At 70.6% G+C, this 18,523-nt stretch carries 19 protein-coding genes and 1 CRISPR repeat array; of the genes, 8 read left to right on the top strand and 11 right to left on the bottom strand.

Annotation, left to right across the window (positions count from 1 at the left end):
* Positions 1-201 precede the first annotated feature (201 nt).
* Genes RLT58_RS13415 through RLT58_RS13405 form a run of 3 tightly spaced genes read left to right on the top strand, consistent with a single transcriptional unit; the run spans position 202 to position 1,800 of the window.
* Entirely contained in the window at positions 202-444 is a 243-nt protein-coding gene (locus tag RLT58_RS13415) for a hypothetical protein (RefSeq protein WP_311310634.1), read from the top strand.
* Positions 425-952, top strand: a complete 528-nt coding sequence (locus RLT58_RS13410; protein WP_399131455.1) for a DUF6879 family protein — start codon at positions 425-427, stop codon at positions 950-952. The genes RLT58_RS13415 and RLT58_RS13410 overlap by 20 nt, the downstream gene beginning before the upstream one ends.
* Positions 952-1,800 carry a helix-turn-helix domain-containing protein gene (locus tag RLT58_RS13405; RefSeq protein ID WP_311310632.1) on the top strand — a complete coding sequence of 283 codons (849 nt, stop codon included), beginning with the start codon at positions 952-954 and terminating at the stop codon, positions 1,798-1,800. The genes RLT58_RS13410 and RLT58_RS13405 overlap by 1 nt, the downstream gene beginning before the upstream one ends.
* 1,461 nt (positions 1,801-3,261) lie before the next feature.
* A CRISPR array of direct repeats spans positions 3,262-3,778; the repeat unit is 28 nt; unit sequence CTGCTCCCCGCGCGTGCGGGGATGGTCC.
* A gap of 117 nt (positions 3,779-3,895) precedes the next feature.
* On the opposite strand, the gene RLT58_RS13400 is transcribed toward RLT58_RS13405, so the two are convergent.
* Complete coding sequence (locus tag RLT58_RS13400) at positions 3,896-5,563, bottom strand: hypothetical protein (RefSeq protein WP_311310631.1); 1,668 nt, start codon at positions 5,561-5,563, stop codon at positions 3,896-3,898.
* A 141-nt stretch (positions 5,564-5,704) separates the two neighbouring features.
* A complete protein-coding gene (locus RLT58_RS13395) occupies positions 5,705-6,490 on the bottom strand; it encodes an alpha/beta hydrolase family protein (RefSeq protein WP_311310630.1) in 786 nt (261 codons plus the stop codon).
* A gap of 103 nt (positions 6,491-6,593) precedes the next feature.
* On the opposite strand from RLT58_RS13395, the gene RLT58_RS13390 reads away from it, so the two are divergent.
* Positions 6,594-7,748 (top strand): adenosine deaminase, encoded by a 1,155-nt coding sequence (locus RLT58_RS13390; RefSeq protein WP_311310629.1) that lies wholly within the window; start codon positions 6,594-6,596, stop codon positions 7,746-7,748.
* A gap of 134 nt (positions 7,749-7,882) precedes the next feature.
* Positions 7,883-8,209 carry a hypothetical protein gene (locus tag RLT58_RS13385; RefSeq protein ID WP_311310628.1) on the top strand — a complete coding sequence of 109 codons (327 nt, stop codon included), beginning with the start codon at positions 7,883-7,885 and terminating at the stop codon, positions 8,207-8,209.
* Positions 8,210-8,291: 82 nt separating this feature from the next.
* Here RLT58_RS13385 and RLT58_RS13380 read toward each other — a convergent pair whose 3' ends face one another.
* The 5 genes from RLT58_RS13380 to afsQ1 form a co-directional block, all read right to left on the bottom strand.
* A complete protein-coding gene (locus tag RLT58_RS13380; RefSeq protein WP_311310627.1) occupies positions 8,292-8,495 on the bottom strand; it encodes a PspC domain-containing protein in 204 nt (67 codons plus the stop codon).
* 91 nt (positions 8,496-8,586) lie between these two features.
* The gene (locus tag RLT58_RS13375) at positions 8,587-9,135 is read right to left on the bottom strand and encodes a VanZ family protein (protein WP_311310626.1); all 549 of its coding nucleotides are present in this window, start codon (positions 9,133-9,135) and stop codon (positions 8,587-8,589) included.
* 89 nt (positions 9,136-9,224) lie between these two features.
* On the bottom strand, positions 9,225-9,842 hold the full coding sequence (locus RLT58_RS13370; protein ID WP_311310625.1) for a GerMN domain-containing protein: 618 nt from the start codon (positions 9,840-9,842) through the stop codon (positions 9,225-9,227).
* Positions 9,839-11,377, bottom strand: coding sequence for an ATP-binding protein (locus RLT58_RS13365; RefSeq protein ID WP_311310624.1), 1,539 nt, complete (start codon positions 11,375-11,377; stop codon positions 9,839-9,841). The genes RLT58_RS13370 and RLT58_RS13365 overlap by 4 nt, the downstream gene beginning before the upstream one ends.
* A complete protein-coding gene (gene afsQ1 / locus RLT58_RS13360) occupies positions 11,374-12,051 on the bottom strand; it encodes a two-component system response regulator AfsQ1 (protein WP_026171255.1) in 678 nt (225 codons plus the stop codon). Before afsQ1 ends, RLT58_RS13365 begins: the two co-directional genes overlap by 4 nt.
* Before the next feature lie 192 nt (positions 12,052-12,243).
* Between afsQ1 and RLT58_RS13355 the strand changes: the two genes are divergently transcribed.
* A complete protein-coding gene (locus RLT58_RS13355) occupies positions 12,244-12,987 on the top strand; it encodes a SigE family RNA polymerase sigma factor (protein WP_311310623.1) in 744 nt (247 codons plus the stop codon).
* Positions 12,988-13,174: 187 nt separating this feature from the next.
* Here RLT58_RS13355 and RLT58_RS13350 read toward each other — a convergent pair whose 3' ends face one another.
* Positions 13,175-13,852 (bottom strand): uridine kinase family protein, encoded by a 678-nt coding sequence (locus tag RLT58_RS13350; protein WP_311310622.1) that lies wholly within the window; start codon positions 13,850-13,852, stop codon positions 13,175-13,177.
* 140 nt (positions 13,853-13,992) lie between these two features.
* On the opposite strand from RLT58_RS13350, the gene RLT58_RS13345 reads away from it, so the two are divergent.
* The gene (locus RLT58_RS13345) at positions 13,993-14,409 is read left to right on the top strand and encodes a hypothetical protein (protein WP_311310621.1); all 417 of its coding nucleotides are present in this window, start codon (positions 13,993-13,995) and stop codon (positions 14,407-14,409) included.
* A 65-nt stretch (positions 14,410-14,474) separates the two neighbouring features.
* Here the strand turns inward: RLT58_RS13345 and RLT58_RS13340 are convergent, their stop codons facing one another.
* From RLT58_RS13340 to deoC, 3 genes are read right to left on the bottom strand one after another with little or no spacing between them, the layout of a single operon-like run.
* Positions 14,475-15,371: an aldehyde dehydrogenase family protein gene (locus RLT58_RS13340; RefSeq protein ID WP_311310620.1), complete on the bottom strand. Its 897-nt coding sequence runs from the start codon at positions 15,369-15,371 to the stop codon at positions 14,475-14,477.
* The gene (locus RLT58_RS13335) at positions 15,361-16,800 is read right to left on the bottom strand and encodes an aldehyde dehydrogenase family protein (protein WP_311310619.1); all 1,440 of its coding nucleotides are present in this window, start codon (positions 16,798-16,800) and stop codon (positions 15,361-15,363) included. Before RLT58_RS13335 ends, RLT58_RS13340 begins: the two co-directional genes overlap by 11 nt.
* A gap of 5 nt (positions 16,801-16,805) precedes the next feature.
* Positions 16,806-17,753 carry a deoxyribose-phosphate aldolase gene (deoC, locus tag RLT58_RS13330; RefSeq protein WP_311314505.1) on the bottom strand — a complete coding sequence of 316 codons (948 nt, stop codon included), beginning with the start codon at positions 17,751-17,753 and terminating at the stop codon, positions 16,806-16,808.
* Positions 17,754-17,876: 123 nt separating this feature from the next.
* Between deoC and RLT58_RS13325 the strand changes: the two genes are divergently transcribed.
* Entirely contained in the window at positions 17,877-18,515 is a 639-nt protein-coding gene (locus RLT58_RS13325; RefSeq protein ID WP_311310618.1) for a PH domain-containing protein, read from the top strand.
* The last annotated feature ends 8 nt before the right edge of the window (positions 18,516-18,523 follow it).

Below are 18,523 nucleotides of genomic sequence, written 5' to 3'. Positions count from 1 at the left end.
CTCACTGCCCGGTCCAGCCCTAGGCGTCCGCCGCTGAAACGCTGCGGTCGTGGCCTCTTGGCGCCCAGTCGCTCGCTTGTGCGCTGAGCGACGCGGGACTTGCGTGTCTCGGACATCTGGCAAGAAGTGCGTCCTTGACTGCCCCATCGGGCCACGCAAAGGTCGTGGAATTCTGTGCAATCCACTCGGAGGGTATCCGCCATGGCACTGCGCCTCCTCGATGGCGACCTGACCAGGCCGGTCGACCGGGCGACCGGCATCTGGCAGGACGACACCACTGGTGACCCGATCATTCAGTCGTACAGTGTCGACGGCGGCGCCATTGATCCGGCTCAGGCCGTGGGTTCGAGCCCCGGGCACTCCACCGCCCCTCAGAGCGAGGCGGTCATCCGGCTCCCCGCGTACATGCTGTCCGGAGAGGCCAGTGCACCCACCCGCACGTGAGGCTCGCGCACGTGCCCAACGCGGCGCTGTGCAAATGGAGATGCGCGACGGCTACGTCCTCGACGACCCGAGATACCTCGCCTGGTGGAACAGGCAGGGGGTCTATCTCGCCGACCGGGCATCGTGGTGGGGGTCGAGGCATGACCATGTCGGGGAAGTGGCCGTCCCAGGTGTCATGGCTCGCCGGGACCTGATCGTCTCGGAGCCCGTTACCGACTATGTGCGCTACGAGCACGACCTGACGCCCACCAACCTCGCCGCCGGCGAAGAAGCACGCTGGTTGCCGCGCCGGTGGACGACTGCTCTTGCCCTGCCCGTCGTGGATTTCCGGGTGTTCGACGACGAACTCGTACCGTTCCGTCATTTCGTCGGAGGCGGCGGCGAACTCGCTGTGAAAGGACGGGAGTACGTCACCGGTCCGAGCCGGGCCAAGCCGTCCTGTGCAAGAGAAGCGTCGGAGGCTGTTCGGCGGCGGGCCGTCCCGCATGCGGAGTGTGACCCCGTCTGATGGACGCCTCTCCGTCATCGAGCGTTCAGGCCGCCCGACAGGATCTCGCAGACCGGCTGGGCGAGATCCGTCGAGACGCCGGCCTGTCCGGTAAGGGCTTGGCCGCGCGCCTCGGGTGGTACCCCTCGAAGGTCAGCCGGATCGAGAACGCCCGCACCGCGCCGTCGGCGGAGGATGTCCAGGTCTGGTGCGACGCGTGCGACGCAACGGATCAGGCCGCCGACTTGGTGCGCTCGCTGCGCACGGTCGAGGGCATGTTCGTCGAGTGGCGCCGCATGGAGCGAGACGGACTGCGGCAGGCGCAGGTCGCCGTCCGCCCGCTGTTCGAACGTACATCGCGATTCCGGTCCTACTCGCCATCGGTGGTGCCCGGCCTGATACAGAGCCGCGCCTACACCGAGGCCGTCCTGCGGGCGGTGCAGCGGCGTCGTGTCGCGATCGACGATGTCGCAGCCGCGGTGGACGCCCGGGTGGAGCGGCAACGCGTGCTGCACGATCCGGGCAAGGTATTCGCGTTCCTGCTCGAGGAGTCCGTGCTGCGCGCGGGAATCGGTGGCCGCGAGGTCATGGTGGGGCAGCTTGGCCACCTGATCACCGCAGGGGCGCAGCCGAATATCAGTCTCGGTGTCATCCCGGCGCGGCCGGACCGCACCCACATGCCCGTCGAAGAGTTCTGGATCTTCGATTCCTCCCGGGTGACGGTTGAGCTGGTTTCGGGGTACCTCACGGTTTCGCAGGCGCACGAGGTGAGCCAGTACGCCTCGGCGTTCGCCGAGTTGTCCGATCACGCTGTGTACGGAGGCGAGGCGCGAGCGCTCATGATGGACGCTCTGCGACGGCTCGGGTGAATTCATAGAATTTCGTGGAATCCACTACCTTCCGAGAGGCTCGAATTCCTATCGTCGCTGCATGTACACGCGCGAACGCAGTCTTCTCTCGGCTTCCGCACGGTGGCCGGCCCGTTGCTCGGCATCGGGGTCCAGCGGTCGCGCCGCACGGACGGCCGGAGACTCCGTGGTCACCCCGATCGGGGCGGCCCACTGCCTCGCGGATGAGGCACCGCCGCCGCTGAGCGTGGACGCGTTGGACGGGGGCGGTGCGGATCGGGCCGCCTCCGTGCGCGCGTACCGGATAGCGGAGCCGGCATGGCGTCAGATTGCAGCGGTCGGCATCGAGGCTCGCAGGTGCGTAAGGAAGTTGGGGCACCGACCCGCCGGGTCGCGGATGGGCTGCCGGCCGGGGCGGCGCCCGGAAGCGGTCGATGTGTGGTCGGAGGAGGAGGCGGCTGCGGCCGGCTGGTCCGACCGGGTCACGCAGCCGTACGCGCTGGGTGTGGCCGTGGGGTGGGACGGCTCACCGCACTCGCCGCCCCAGACGTTCTGTTGACCGCTGCCGACGCGTACGGTCTCCCCGACTTCGCTGGGCTCACCACGCTCCAGCGGCGGGGTGTCCGGTGCGTGTGGTGCGAAGGCCCTTTGTTCAACGGGACCGCGCACGACCTGGGGGTCCGCGTGGTCGACCTCGACGGCTGCCCGGTCCGCTGGTTCCCGCGCGCGTGCCCGTCCTGTCTGGAAGGACAGTCCCGTGATCACACCGACCAAGCGGTCGGCGGCTGATGCCGCATACCGCGAATACGTCAGGCATACGTACGGCTGCGAACGCTGCCGCGCCGCCCGGGCCTGCTCTGAGGCATCCCGGTTGCGTGCTGCGTGGCGGGTGAAGCGATCGTGCGGCCGTTGAGGTAGCCGCCGCTCCGTCGGCAGGACGCGGCCTACCGTGCCGACGGAGCGATCCGCCCTGGAGTAGTGGTGTGGGTGCCCGAGGAGGGCGGGGGCTCTCTGCGTCGAGCCTGGCGTGGCTGGATGGCTGGGCTGGCTGGGGCGTTCCCGCATGTGCGGTGGGTGGCTGGCGATCGCGTCGGCGGCGCCGGTTGTGAGGGGGCATCGCTGCGGGCAGTGAGCGGAATTCTTCACTTACGGCATCACGCGTCGGACTCCGGGCCGCCGTTCTGCGACACCTTCCGAGAACCCGGCAATTCGGCTCAACACAAGGCCGGGAGTAAGTGTCACGCTTGGCGGCCGTGCAGACGACCACGGGGGTCGCGGCGCAGAGTTGGTCACACGTCTCGCCGTTGAAGCGGTGACGGGCATAGGGCGAGTGCGACTCGCAGGAGGGGTAGGGGCGCTACGGTGCTGCCGTGGGGCGCGATCATCTGTGTTCCGATTCGGGAGATCACGTCTGCTATGTCGTACTCGGTGAAGTTGGCAGGAATCGGCATGGCCGCGCCATAGAACCGCAGGTCGCGCAGTCTGCTCCCCGCGCGTGCGGGGATGGTCCCGTATTGCACGTGCAAGACATTAGACGGCACTGCTGCTCCCCGCGCGTGCGGGGATGGTCCCAGGTTCCGGTCCCGGTCGTGGAAGTCGGCCATCTGCTCCCCGCGCGTGCGGGGATGGTCCCTGGGCCGCCGACGACGACCTTCAGGGGTACCTCTGCTCCCCGCGCGTGCGGGGATGGTCCCCGGGCCACCTGTCGGCTGCTGCCCGCGTCCCCCTGCTCCCCGCGCGTGCGGGGATGGTCCTGCGGTGCGCTCCGGGGCGGGAGGGGCCGATGCCTGCTCCCCGCGCGTGCGGGGATGGTCCCTGACATTGTTTCAGGTCATCAAATCGGACCTGCTGCTCCCCGCGCGTGCGGGGATGGTCCTATGGTCGTCTACGACCACGACCGCTCGTCGTCCTGCTCCCCGCCCGTGCGGGGATGGTCCCGGCGACACCGTGACCGCCCTCGGCGGACGTTCCTGCTCCCCGCGCACGCGGGGACGACCCCACCAGCAACACCACGCCGACCCGTCACCCACCCACCCGGCCGGCCGAGAATCGGCCGGGCCGGGTAGGGCCGGGAGGCGGGCAGCGGCTTCGGGAGGCGGGGGTTGCGAGCTCCGCCTCACGGGCTGCTGAACCGTACCTCCTTGGGGTCGTCCTCATCCCGCGTGTAGTTCCCCGCGAAGCCCCAGTTCTTCCAGCCGCCGTCTCCGTTGTTGATGATCGTGCCGTCCTTGACCGCGAAGATGTCGACCCCGTCCACCACCGCCAGGTGTTCCAGGCCCGAGACGCCGGAGAAGGAGATCTCGTTGAAGTTCTTCACCGCGATGATGTTCGTGTCCGGGAAGCTGCGGCTGTACTCGTCGATCAGGGACTGGGTGCGCTCGGAGTCGTCGCCCGGGACCTTGCCGGTGTAGTCCGTGCCGGGGTACGGGCCCTTGTCCGTGTCCGTGTACTTCGGGGTGCCGTCGTTGAAGTCCACCGACTCCGTGCCGGTGGAGGTGGAGTCCGCGTCCAGGTCCGCCGGTTCGGGCTGGTTGAACGTGGCTTCCTTGCCGTCCCGGGTGACGTCGCCGTAGTAGGCCCAGTTGGTGTAGCCGCCGTCGCCGTCGTTGCTGAACTTGCCCTTGTCGAAGACGTAGACGTCGAAGACCGCGCGGCCCGAGTCGATGTCGTTGCCGGATTCGTCTTCGTGGTACTCGGGGTCGTTCAGGCGGAACCGGCTGTGGTTGATGAGGTTGTCCGGCTCCTCGGCCCAGTGCGAGGACTGTTCCGAGTGCATGGCGACCACGTTGTAGTCGGGGTAGCAGCGGCGCATGTCGTTGACGAGCATGCGGACCGCCTGGGCCGAACCCTCGTTGTCCAGAGGGGAGTACGTGTTGTAGTAGCGGCTGCGGTCCGGGGGCTCCTGGCCCTCGATCTGGCAGCCCTCGTCGCCCGGCTTCCAGTCCTTCTTGCGCTTCGGGCGCGGCGGTTCCTCGAAGGTGACCGTGCGGCGGTCCTCGCTGACGTCGAACACGCCCTTGAACGCGCGGTTCTTCCAGCCCAGGTCGGCGTCGTCCGCCCAGGTGAACTTGCCCTTCTTGAAGGCGTACACGCGGTACGTCGTGCCGCTGATCTCGACCGTCTGGATCATCGCCGCGCCGTCCATCTGCTGCAGATTCCCCTCGTGGGGCTGCGCGATGACGATGTTGTAGTCGGGGAGGCAGTAGGAGAGGTCGTCGAGCGCCAGCTTGACCCGCTTCTCCTTGTTCTTCTCGTTGTTGATCTTGTCGATGACAAAGTTGACCAGGTACGAGTACCCCCAGGCGGCCGCCGTGCCGACGGGTCCGCTGCCGGGAACGGAGACTTTGGAGTTCGAGGAGCGTTCCCTCGGCTCGAAGCACAGGCTGGGCAGCGCGTTGCCCTTGTCCTCGTCCTTGTCGTCGCCGGGGGGTGCGGTCGCGCCCGGGTTGCCGCCGGGGATTCCGCCCGGCTCGCCCGGGTCCGCTCCCGGTGCGTCCGCCGGCTCCACGGACCCGTCCGGGGACGGCCGGCCGCCGTCCCCGACATCGTTGTCAGCCTGGCTGTCCTCGCACCCGCCCCCGCCGTCGCCCCATTGCAGGACGCGGCAGACCTGCTGCTCCGCCGTGTCGGCGATGTCGCCGCCGAGGTTGGTGGCGAGGAGTGCGACGACCAGGGCGGTGACGAGTACCACCATCGCCACGTACTCCGTCGCCGCCTCGCCCGTGCTCGTACGTACGCCTCGGAGCAGCCGTACGCCTCGGCGTATCCGTTCGCTGCTATGCACGTGTCACCTCGTCGTGGCTCGGTCGGGTCGCCGGGAGCCTGGCAGCCGCCGGAATGTCCTCCCACGACGGTAGCGACGGCACGGGGGCCCAGGGACAGGGCCCGAAGGCCCACGGCGGGACCCAATTCGGCCCGAAACCCCTCAGCCCCGCAGCGACTTGCCGAAACCTGCCGCCAGCGGCATCCGCAGCCCCAGTGGCGGCGGCGCCGCGAGTGCGTCGGCGACCGGGCGGGCGTAGGCGTGGCCGAACAGTGCGCCGCGTACGAAGTCCGAGGCGAGAGCGGCCACTTCGGCGTGGTGCTGGCGCAGTGCGTGGCCGTCCGAGTGGACCTCGAAGCGGCAGGTGTCCCGGTTGGCCTTCTTCGCGCGCTGGGCCAGCCGGAACGACAGCTCCGGGTCGCAGCGCGCGTCATTCGTGCCGTGCACCAGCAGCACCGGGCGGCCGGAGAGGTGTTTCACCGGCTCGGGGACGTCGGCCGCGTCGCCGTCCCCTTCCGTGTTCCCGTCCGGCGGCAGCCAGGGGGCCAGTGCCAGGACCGCCGCCACCGCCGGGTGGCCGCCGGCGCGCAGGGCGGCCCGGGCGCCCATGCCGTGGCCGGCCAGGCAGACGGGGACGTCGCCGTAGCGGCGCACCACCTCCTCCACCGCCCATTCGGCGTCCGCCGCCGGATGCGCGTCCGCCGTGTTCCAGCCGCGGCAGCGGTAGTGGACCAGATGCGCGGCCAGGCCGTCGTCCCGGCCCGCGCGGGCCAGGGTGCGCGCCAGCGGGAGCTGGAGGGCGTACGCCAGGGAGGAGGGGCGGCGGTACGAGTAGGGCTCGCCGTCCGGGAGCAGCAGGACCACGCCGCTGACCGCTGTCGATGATCCGGCCGTCCTGACGGCCCGTCCCAGCCTCGCAGCAGGCAGGGGGAGTGCGCGCTGTGCCATGACGTAACAGTGTCAGAAGGGCAGGTGTACGCCACCCGTATTCGCGGTCTCTGTTACGCATCGGCGAGCAGCGCTCTACGCGCGTAGGCGTTAGAGTGCGTGAATGATGAGCCCGACCCTCAATGTGCCCGGCCAGGACCAGATCCGGCGTGCCCCCAAGGTCCTTCTCCACGACCACCTCGACGGCGGACTGCGCCCCGGGACGATCGTCGACCTCGCCCTGGCGAGCGGATACGACGGACTTCCCGAGACCGACGCCGACAAGCTCGGCATCTGGTTCCGCGAGGCCGCCGACTCCGGTTCGCTGGAGCGGTACCTGGAGACGTTCGCGCACACCTGCGCCGTCATGCAGACCCGTGACGCGCTGGTCCGGGTCGCCGCCGAGTGCGCCGAGGACCTGGCCGCCGACGGCGTCGTCTACGCCGAGGTGCGGTACGCCCCCGAGCAGCACCTGGAAGCCGGACTGACCCTCGAAGAGGTCGTCGAGGCCGTCAACGAGGGCTTCCGTGAGGGCGAGCGGCGGGCCCGGCAGGACGGCAACCGGATCCGGGTCGGTGCCCTGCTCACCGCGATGCGGCACGCCGCCCGCTCGCTGGAGATCGCCGAACTCGCCAACCGCTACCGGGGCCAGGGCGTCGTCGGCTTCGACATCGCGGGCGCCGAGGCGGGCTTCCCTCCCACCCGGCACCTGGACGCCTTCGAGTACCTCAAGCGCGAGAACAACCACTTCACCATCCACGCGGGCGAGGCCTTCGGCCTGCCGTCGATCTGGCAGGCCATCCAGTGGTGCGGCGCCGACCGGCTCGGCCACGGGGTCCGGATCATCGACGACATCGAGGTCGCCGAGGACGGCAGCGTGAAGCTCGGCCGGCTCGCCTCGTACGTACGGGACAAGCGCATCCCGCTGGAGCTCTGCCCGACGTCGAACCTGCAGACCGGCGCCGCCGCCTCGTACGCCGAGCACCCCATCGGGCTGCTGCGCAAGCTCCATTTCCGGGCCACCGTGAACACGGACAACCGGCTGATGAGCGGGACGAGCATGAGCCAGGAATTCGAGAAGCTGACCGAGACCTTCGGATACACGCTCGACGACATGCAGTGGTTCACCGTCAATGCGATGAAATCAGCATTCATTCCTTTCGATGAACGTCTGGCGATGATCAGTGACGTCATCAAGCCCGGATACGCCGAGCTGAAGTCCGAATGGCTCTTCGAGCAGACCGCTGCGACCAGCGTGTCTACCTCGGTTTCCGAGTGACGGCAGGTTGACGCGAAAACGGCCGGGAGGGAAATCCCGGCCGTTTTCCGTGTTTCTGGATGTTTGCGGGACGGGGTGTGGGCTGACTACGTTGCAGAGCCGCTCACATCCCCTTCCCCAAGGATGAATGTCATATGAAGCAGTCTGCTGCCAGGACTCTCGGCGTCGCCGCTCTCGGTGCCGCTTTCGCCGCTGCCGCCGCCGGCACCGCGTCGGCCTCCGCGCTGCCGCTGGACACCGCCACGAGCGCCCTGCCCGTGGCCGGCGCCCTGGCGAACGCCACGTCGACCCTGCCGCTCCAGGACACCGCCACCGAGCTCCTCGGCACCAGCCAGGCGAAGGTCGTCGACGACGTCACCGCCCCGGCCAAGGGCCTCCTCGGCGGCCTGCCGACCGGTGTGCCCCAGGGCGGCCTGACCACCAGCGGCCTGTCCGCCAACGGTCTGCCCCTCGGCCACTGAGCACGCCCCGCTCCACGCCTGTGGGCGGGCACCCCGACCGGGTGCCCGCCCACAGGCGTGCGTACGTACGGAACAGGCGCGGCTACCAGGCCGCCGAGGCCGAGCCCTCCTCCTGCGGCAGCAGCAGCCACAGCGCCAGATAGAGCAGGAACTGAGGCCCCGGCAGCAGGCACGAGACCAGGAAGATGACGCGCATGGTCCCCGCGGAGGTGCCGAAGCGTCGTGCCAGCGCTGCGCACACTCCGCCGATCATGCGTCCGTCGCGGGGGCGGGCAAGTGCGGCCATGGTGAGCTCCTTCGCGAACCGTTGCGGGGAGCCGTCGGTTGTGCTCCCGATGTATCCAGCATCGCGCGCACAACAGGGGCAAAGCGTCGCTCTACGGGGCGATACCGACCCTGGAAATCGTCGGGGTCGACCCCTGAGGGGCCTCGTGGCCGGTCCGGCGGGCCGGCCGGACCCGCTCCCCGCCGCGCCGGCGCAGCCGCGCCCGGCACGCCGGTACGACCAGGACATGGGCGAGGGCGATGCCGATGGTGTTCAGGAACAGCGAGTCGACGTCGACGACCTGGCCGGGCACCCCGGTCTGGCCCAGCTCGATCGCGAGCGAGATCAGCGAACCGGCCGCGACCGTACGGGCCAGCGAGGCCCACGGGGAGACGTGCAGCCGGCCGCCGGCCATCGGGAGCAGCACACCCAGGGGCGCCAGCAGCAGGAGGCCCTCACCGATCCGGCGGGCGGCGGCGGCCGGGCCGAGGGACAGATCGGCCTTGATGCCGGCGAACGGCGAGAGGTTGGCGGCGGTCACCCACGGCACGTCCAGCGGGCGAAGAGTCAGCCACCCGACGAGCAGCAGATGCGCGAGGAGGAGAGACACCCCGACCGCGCGGAAGCGGATGACGGCTTGGCCGCCCGAACCTTGACGCACGCCACCCAAGACGCGGGCTGCGGCAGGATCGGTTCCGCACGGACCGGGGAGACCTGGCTCACCGTTCAGCAGAGGCGGTCCGCCCCGGCCTACAGCAGGCCGACGGCACCCTGCGTCGGCACGGTCTTCGGGCTGGCCTTCGTCTCCGCCGTGCACAGATAGCCGCGCGCCGGGTAGTTCCCCGGGCCGCCCAGCCGCACCGTCTCCTTGGGGACGAGCGCCTCGCTCTCGGTGAACGTACAGACGATCTGGGCCAGTGCCTCGGACGGCAGGTCCTCCGGCTGTTCGCTGAGCCGCAGGGTGTCCTTGCGGTCGCCGGCGCGCGGGCCGGCGACCCGCAGCGTCTTCGGGACGTCCGTGGAGAAGCCCGCCTGCCGCTCGTCGGCCGGCGGCTCCTGTTGCAACTGGTCCAGCAGCGCCGTGGCGATCCGGAGCCGGTCGGACTTGGCCTCCTGGACCTGCACCGCGCGGTCCACGGTGACCAGCTGCGAGGCGCAGACCAGATAGACCTGTACGGGGATGCCCTGCTGGGCCTGGGACGCGACGTCCTCGGCGGGCATCGCGCACGGCACCCGGGACGGGGCCGCGCCCGCGTCCACCGGCACCGAGGTCGTCCGGATTCCGCAGCCCGCCGCCAGTACGGCACAGAGTGCGGCACCGGCCAGGGCCGCGGCCGTGCGGCGTCCCCGTCGTTCGCTGCGCATCACGTCGCGTCGTCCTCCTGGTCCGGGTGGACCGCGTCGTCGTCCCCGGTGGTGCGGCCCAGTGCCTCGGCGTCGCGCGGCAGGCGCAGGACGAACACCGCCCCGTCGCCGTCCGGCGAGTTCGCGGCGGTGATGTCACCGCCGTGGATGTGCGCGTTCTCCATGGCGATCGAGAGCCCGAGCCCGCTGCCCTCGGAGCGCGGCCGGGAGGCGCTGGCCTTGTAGAAGCGGTCGAAGACGTGCGGCAGGACGTCCTCGGGGATGCCGGGGCCGTGGTCGCGCACCTCGATGACGAGGTCGTCGCCCTCGGTCCGCACCGCGACCCGTACCGGCGAACCGCCGTGCTTCAGCGCGTTGCCGATCAGATTCGCCAGGATCACGTCGAGCCGGCGCGGATCGAGGCGGACCAGCATGCCGCGCTCGGCGTCCAGGTCCACCGCGTCCAGCCAGGCGCGGGCGTCGATGCAGGCGGTCACCTGGTCGGCGACGTCGACGGTGTCCAGGACCAGACGGGCCGTGCCCGCGTCGAAGCGGGTGACCTCCATCAGGTTCTCCACCAGGTCGTTGAGCCGCCGGGTCTCGCTGACCACCAGGTGCACGGCGGGCGCGATCATCGGGTCGAGGCTGTCGGCCTCGTCCTCCAGCACCTCGGCCACCGCGGTGATCGCGGTGAGCGGGGTGCGCAGCTCGTGCGACATGTCGGCGACGAAGCGGCGGCTGGCCTCCTCCCGCGCGCTCATGTCCGCGACCTTCTTCTCCAGCGAGCCCGCCGTCCGGTTGAACGTACGGGAGAGGTCCGCGAGTTCGTCCGTGCCGGACACCACGAGCCGGGTGTCGAGCTTGCCCTCGCCGAGCTTGCGCGCGGCGTCACCGAGACGCTGCACGGGCCGCAGCACCGTCGTGGCCGCGGCCTGCGCGAGCAGGGCGGAGCCGACCAGGGCGAGCGCCGTGGCGATCCCCAGCGACCAGGCCAGCGAGCTCAGGTCCTGGCGCTCCTGGTCGAGCGACTTGAGCATGTACCCCGTCGGACCGCCGCCGATGATCTTCGTACCGGCGACGAGGTACGGCGTGCCGCGGATCGAGGTGCGCTGCCAGAACAGGTGGTACTCGTACTTGTTGCCCGCCTTGACCGGCTGCTTCCTGCTGACCTGCTTCTGCAGCGAGAGCGGAACGTTGCTGCGGGTGAAGGTGTCCAGGTCGGAGTTGCCGACGATGGGCTTGCCGGGGTCGCGCTCGTCGATCAGCAGCACGCTGTAACCGGGGCTGCTGCTCGCCATCTGCACGGCGGCGGTCTGCAGGTCCTCCTTGGTGGGCCGCAGCGGCAGCGAGGCCGCCCGGCTCTGCATCTCCTGGCGGAAGTCCCCGAGCGCCGAGTCCTGGGTACGGGTCAGCACCGCCTCGCGGTTCAGCCAGTACGCGATCCCGGACGCCGACACCGCGGCCGTCAGCGCGACCAGCGCGAACACGACGACGAGCCGCAGCCGCAGGCTGGTCCAGCGGAGCCCGGCGAGCAGGCTCCGCCGCACAGCCGTGCTCACTGCGGCGAGTCCAGCCGGTATCCCACGCCCCGCACGGTACGGATCAGGGTCGGCGAGGAGGGGACGTCCTCCACCTTCGCGCGCAGCCGCTGGACACAGGCGTCCACCAGACGGGAGTCACCCAGGTAGTCGTGCTCCCAGACCAGGCGCAGCAACTGCTGGCGGGACAGGGCCTGGCCCGGCCGCCGGCTCAGTTCGAGCAGGAGTCGCAGCTCGGTCGGCGTGAGCTGCAGGTCCTCCCCGTTCTTGGTGACGGTCATGGCGGACCGGTCGATCACCACGTTCCCGAACGTCGCGGAGTCGGTGGACTCCCGTTCGCCGCGGCGCAGCACCGCGCGGATGCGGGCGTCGAGCACCCGCCCCTGCACGGGTTTGACCACATAGTCGTCGGCGCCGGACTCCAGTCCGACCACGACGTCGATGTCGTCGCTTCGCGCGGTCAGCAGGATGATCGGCAGCTGGTCGGTGCGCCGGATGCGCCGGCACACCTCGAAACCGTCGATCCCGGGCAGCATCACATCCAGCACTACCAGGTCGGGCCGCTGCTCGCGCAGCAGGTTGAGGCCGTCCTCTCCCGTCGCCGCGGTGGCCACACGGTGGCCCTGGCGTGACAGCGAGAGTTCGAGGGCCGTGCGGATGGCGTCGTCGTCCTCGATCAGCAACAGGAAAGGCACGTTGGTCATTCTGACCCATGGGGGAGCCCTAGTTCGACAGTTGGTCCCCTCTCATGCATCCGACGGCCCCGGATCGTGTCGTCGCCGGGCCCTGTGACAGGGCTGTGACAGTCGGCGGACAGCGCCATGAAACTGCCCCGGCAAGCTCGTTGACACAAGGAACGGCCGGACTCCACCGATGGGGGGCGCGAGATGAACGCAACTCACAGCATCACCGCAAGCGCAGTTGTCACGCGTCTCCACGACGTCGGGCGGAGCACGGAGAAGTCCGGCGCCGCAGTGAACGGACGGGGGTGCGTTCGAGGCGCCGGGCGTCAGCATCCGTCGTTCATGACGGTCGTTGACGCGGGCAACGGGGGAAGCACGTACGGGGAGGCCACGGGGGAGCGGAAGCCCGCGGCGCAGACCGAGGACGCCGAAGCGGCGTTCACGGCCTACGTCCAGGAGCGCCGCGCCTCCCTGTACGCCACCGCCTACCACCTGACCGGTGACCGGTTCGAGGCCGAGGACCTGCTGCAGAGCGCCCTCTTCTCGACCTACCGGGCGTGGGACCGGATCAGCGACAAGGCGGCGGTCGGCGGTTATCTGCGCCGCACCATGACCAATCTGCACATCAGCGCCTGGCGCAGGCGCAAGCTGAACGAATACCCGACCGAGGAGCTGCCGGAGACGGTGGGCGACACGGACGCGATGCGCGGTACGGAGCTGCGCGCCGTGCTCTGGCAGGCGCTGGCGCGACTGCCCGAGCTGCAGCGCACCATGCTGGTCCTGCGCTACTACGAGGGCCGCACGGACCCGGAGATCGCGTCCATCCTCGACATCAGTGTCGGCACGGTGAAGTCCAGCATCTGGCGGTCGCTCCGCCGGCTGCGCGAGGACGAGGTCCTCAGCTTCGGCCGTGACGAGGAGGAGTCCTTCGGCGAGCTGGTGGCCTGAGGGGACGGGGGGAACGGGGGAAACAACGGGGGAACGGGGATACGGGGGAGCACGGGGGGTTACGGGGGAACGGTCGTCGCTTCGGGGGAGGCGGCGGTGCACGGGGGAAGCTGTGGGGTCGGACGGGCCGGGGGGTCCTGTCCGGCCCCGCGGCGCGTTCCGGGTCCCGGGGGCGCCCCCGCTCCTCTCAACCGCCTGAGGGGCCCGATTTCGCCGCTGCGGCGGCCGTGGAGGGGCTGGGGGCGGCAGGTGTGCGGCAGCGGCCCGCTGCCGCCGCTGCCAGGCGGCCCAGGGCCTCGGGCTTGTTGCAGGGGTAGGCGCCCAGTTCCGTCTGGCGGGCCACGATGCGGCGTTCGGCCCGCATCAGGCGCCAGCCGCGCCGCAGCAGGAACGGCACGGACTTCCGGCCCTCGCGCAGATCCCGCAGCAGCCGGCGGCGGAATGTCGTGGACGGACGGCCGCGCAGGCACAGGGCGTCCGCCAGCAGGCCCAGGGACTGGCAGCGCTCGACTATGTCCGCCGCGAAGATCCCCTCGGCCACGAAGAGCGGGGTGCGCTCGATGTGGAAGGTCTCGTGCCCGGTGCGGGAGCTGGTGGAGAGGTCGTACACGGGGACATCGGTGTGCCCGGAGCGGCACAGCTCGGTGATCGCGGTGACCGCCGCGTCGGCGTCCCAGGACTGTGCGGAGTCCCAGTCGATGTCCGTACTGCCGGGGACGAGCGGCAGCGTGGGGTCGCCCGCCTCCTTGTAGAAGTCGTCGAGCCGCAGCACCGGAAGGCCGGTGCGTGCGGCGAGGGAGGACTTGCCGGAGCCGGAGGGGCCCGCCAGCAGGACGACGCGGGTCGAAAGCGCTTGGGAACTCACAGGACACGAGTGTGAGGCATTGACCCGCACAGGGGATCCCCCGGAGGTCGTGTTGGTATCGAGCATCACACCTCAACTACGCTATGCACTCAGACGATTACTCGATTGATGGTTCGAACGGCCGATCAGGTGGGAAATCCATGGCACGTCACGCACTTTCCAAGTCCCGGCGCCGCACGCTGCTGCGCGCGGGCCTGACCGTCACCGCGGTGGGCGCCGCACTCGGCGCGGGAGGTGCGGCGGCCCAGGCCGCGCCGCTGCCCCTCGTGCAGGAGACCGGCACCGACACCAGCCTCGGCGAGGCCACCGAGGCGGCGGGCGGCGCGCTGACCGGGGCGCTCGGCCAGTCGCTGGACAACAGCATCGCCCCGGTGACGCACCTGCGGCTCGACCCGCTGGCCGGTACGGGAGTGGACCCGCTGGACAACGCGGTGGGCACCCAGATCGCCGACTTCAAGCCCATCTCCACCGCCCTGGTCACCGACCCGGTGACCAGCGGCGGCGCGCTGAAGGACCTGCCCGTGGTGGGCCAGGTCGTGGGCGCGCTGCACAGCTGACAGGGAAGCGGCCCGTACCCCGGGGTTCCCGGGGCACGGGCCGCGCCCGTACCGGCGTCAGGGCGTCAGTACGAGGAGCCCGACACGCCCAGCGCGCCCGTCGGGTGCCAGACCGTCTTGGTCTCCAGGAACGCCGTCAGCCGGCGCGTACCGGGATCGGCCGACCATTCGTCGCCGTCCACAGCCTGTGGGCGGGAGACGCGCTTCAGGTTGTCGGCCGCCGCGATCTCCAGCTCCGTGGCCAGCTCCGCGTCCGCGCCCGTGAGGTCGATGCCGTTCACGTCCTGGTGGGAGGCGAGCGGCGTGGCGATCTCCGCGGTCCTGCCCGACAGGATGTTGACCACACCGCCCGGCAGGTCCGAGGTGGCCAGCACCTCGCCCAGCGACAGCGCGGGCAGCGGGGACCTGGCGGAGGCCACGACGACCGCCGTGTTGCCGGCCGCGATCACCGGGGCGAGCACCGAGACCAGGCCCAGGAACGAGGACTCCTGCGGTGCGAGCACGGTCACCACGCCCGTCGGCTCCGGGGTCGAGAGGTTGAAGAACGGCCCCGCGACCGGGTTCGCCCCGCCCACGACCTGGGCGATCTTGTCGGTCCAGCCCGCGTACCAGACCCAGCGGTCCACCGCCGCGTCCACGACGGCCGCCGCCTTGGACTTCGACAGGCCCTCGGCCTCCGCCACCTCGCGGACGAACTGCTCCTTGCGGCCCTCCAGCATCTCCGCGATGCGGTAGAGGATCTGGCCGCGGTTGTACGCGGTCGCGCCCGACCAGCCGCCGAACGCCTTGCGGGCGGCCACGACGGCGTCGCGCGCGTCCTTGCGGGAGGACTGGGGCGCGTTCGCCAGCCACTTGCCCTTGGAGTCCGTCACCTCGTACACCCGGCCGCTCTCGGAGCGGGGGAACTTGCCCCCGACGTACAGCTTGTAGGTCTTGAAGACGCTCAGACGGTTATCGGACATCGAGGTACGCCTCCAGGCCGTGACGGCCGCCTTCGCGGCCGAAGCCCGACTCCTTGTAACCGCCGAACGGCGAGGTCGGGTCGAACTTGTTGAACGTGTTGGCCCAGACGACGCCGGCCCGGAGCTTGCCGGCCACCGCGAGGATGCGGGAGCCCTTCTCCGTCCAGATGCCCGCCGACAGGCCGTACTGGCTGTTGTTGGCCTTGGCGACCGCCTCGTCCGGGGTGCGGAACGACAGCACGGAGAGCACCGGGCCGAAGATCTCGTCCCGGGCGACGGTGTGCGCCTGGGTGACGTTGGTGAACAGCGTCGGGGCGAACCAGTAGCCCGCCGAGGGCAGTTCGCACGGGGCGCTCCAGCGCTCCGCGCCCTCCGCCTCGCCGGTCTCCACGAGCGCGGTGATCCGGGAGAGCTGCTCCGCGGAGTTGATCGCGCCGATGTCGGTGTTCTTGTCCAGCGGGTCGCCCAGGCGCAGCGTGGTCAGCCGGCGCTTGAGGGCGTCCAGCAGCTCGTCCTCGACCGACTCCTGGACGAGCAGCCGCGAGCCCGCGCAGCAGACCTGGCCCTGGTTGAAGAAGATGCCCGTGACGATGCCCTCGACGGCCTGGTCGATGGGGGCGTCGTCGAAGACGATGTTGGCGCCCTTGCCGCCCAGTTCCAGCGTGGCCTTCTTGCCCGTGCCCGCGATGCTCCGGGCGATGGCCTTGCCGACGGCGGTCGAGCCGGTGAAGGCGACCTTGTTCACGTCGGGGTGCTCGACGAGCGCCTGGCCCGCGTCCCCGTACCCCGTGAGGATGTTGACGACGCCCTTGGGCAGGCCCGCCCGGCGGCAGATGTCCGCGAAGAACAGCGCGGACAGCGGGGTCGTCTCGGCGGGCTTGAGCACCACCGTGTTGCCGGTGGCGAGCGCCGGGGCGATCTTCCACGCGAGCATCAGGAGCGGGAAGTTCCACGGGATGACCTGGCCGGCCACGCCCAGCGGGCGCGGGTTCGCGCCGTAGCCCGCGTGGTCGAGCTTGTCGGCCCAGCCCGCGTAGTAGAAGAAGTGCGCGGCGACCAGCGGGAGGTCCGCGTCGCGGGTCTCCTTGATCGGCTTGCCGTTGTCCAGGGTCTCCAGGACGGCCAGTTCGCGGCTGCGCTCCTGGATGATCCGGGCGATCCGGAAGAGGTACTTGGCGCGCTCGGAGCCGGGCAGCGCCGACCACTTCTCGAACGCCCGGCGGGCGGCCTTCACGGCCCGGTCCACGTCCTCGGCGCCGGCCCGGGCGACCTCGGACAGCACCTCCTCGCTGCTCGGCGAGACCGTCTTGAAGACCTGGCCGTCGGCCGCGTCGGTGAACTCACCGTCGATGAACAGGCCGTACGAGGGCGCGATGTCGACGACCGACCGCGACTCGGGAGCGGGTGCGTACTCGAATGCAGATGCCATGGGGATCAGTCCACCGTCACGTAATCGGGGCCGGAGTAACGGCCGGTGCTGAGCTTCTGGCGCTGCATCAGCAGGTCGTTCAGCAGGCTGGAGGCGCCGAAGCGGAACCAGTGGTTGTCCAGCCAGTCCTCGCCCGCCGTCTCGTTGACCAGGACCAGGAACTTGAGCGCGTCCTTGGAGGTGCGGATGCCGCCGGCCGGCTTCACGCCGATCTGGACACCGGTCTGCGCACGGAAGTCGCGCACCGCCTCCAGCATCAGCAGGGTGTTCGCGGGCGTGGCGTTCGTCCCGACCTTGCCGGTCGACGTCTTGATGAAGTCCGCCCCGGCCAGCATCCCGAGCCAGGAGGCCCGCCGGATGTTGTCGTACGTGGACAGCTCGCCGGTCTCGAAGATCACCTTGAGGCGGGCGGTCCCGCACTCCGCCTTCACGGCGAGGATCTCCTCGTACACCTTCAGATAGCGGCCGGAGAGGAAGGCGCCCCGGTCGATCACCATGTCGATCTCGTCGGCACCGGCGGCCACGGCGTCACGGACGTCCGCGAGCTTCACGTCGAGCGCGGCGCGCCCGGCGGGGAAGGCCGTCGCGACGGACGCCACCTTCACGCCGGAACCGGCCAGGGCGGCGACGGCGGTCGCCGCCATGTCGGGATAGACGCAGACGGCCGCGGTGCGCGGGGTCGTGCGGTCGGTGGGATCGGGGTTGACGGCCTTGGCGGCGAGAGCCCGGACCTTGCCCGGGGTGTCCGCGCCTTCCAGCGTCGTCAGGTCGATCATCGAAATGGCCAGGTCGATGGCGTACGCCTTGGCCGTCGTCTTGATCGAACGGGTTCCGAGCGAGGCGGCGCGCGCTTCGAGGCCGACGGCGTCGACGCCGGGCAGCCCGTGCAGGAAGCGGCGCAGCGCAGTCTCGGACGCCGTCGCGTCGGCGAATGCGGGGGCAGTGGTGGGCATGGTCACCAGGGGAGCATATCTACGCGCGTAGCGGCCTGTACAGGGGCCCAGGTCAGCCGCACATCGCGCGACGCCGGGAGGCCCGCCGCCCCTCCCCGGCACACGTCAGGCAGAATCGGGCTCATGACGAGCCCCACGCCCCCCTCCGAGCCCACCTACGCCGACCGGACCTTCCGGTCGCCCGCCGGGCTGGTCGGGGGCGCCCTGCTGCTCCTGCTCATCTGCTGGATCGGCGGGGACGCCGCCTTCCGGGGCGAGGGCCGGGTGCCGTGGCTCGCGCTGGCCGGGCTGCTGACCGTGATCCCGCTGGTGGTCGCCTTCACCCTGCGCCCCGTGGTGTTCGCGGGCGAGCGGCGCATCAGGATCCGCAACCCGTTCCGGACGATCACGCTGCCGTGGACCGAGGTCGCCGACGTGCGCGCCGGGTACTCCAGCGAGCTGTTCACCCAGGACGGGACGAAGTACCAGCTCTGGGCCGTCCCGGTGTCGCTGCGCCAGCGCAAGAAGGTCGCGCGCCAGCAGTCCCGGCAGTCGATGGACGACCCCTACCGCAGGACGTCCGTGACCGCCGACGTCCGCGACACCAAGGCGCGGGTGGCCGCTGCCGACCAGGCCGTGGTGGACCTGCGGGAGCTGTCCGAGCGCGCGGGCGACAAGCCGGTCGAGGGCGATCCCGTGACGTCGGTGCGCTGGGCGTACGAGGTCATCGCGCCGGCCGTGGTGGGCGCGGTGCTGCTGATCGTCCTGGGCGCGCTGGGCTGAGGACGCCG

Origin of the sequence: Streptomyces sp. ITFR-16 (assembly GCF_031844705.1) — a bacterium.
GTDB lineage: Bacteria > Actinomycetota > Actinomycetes > Streptomycetales > Streptomycetaceae > Streptomyces.
Note: the sequence above shows the minus strand (reverse complement) of the source record. Positions and strands in the feature narration are given on the sequence as shown.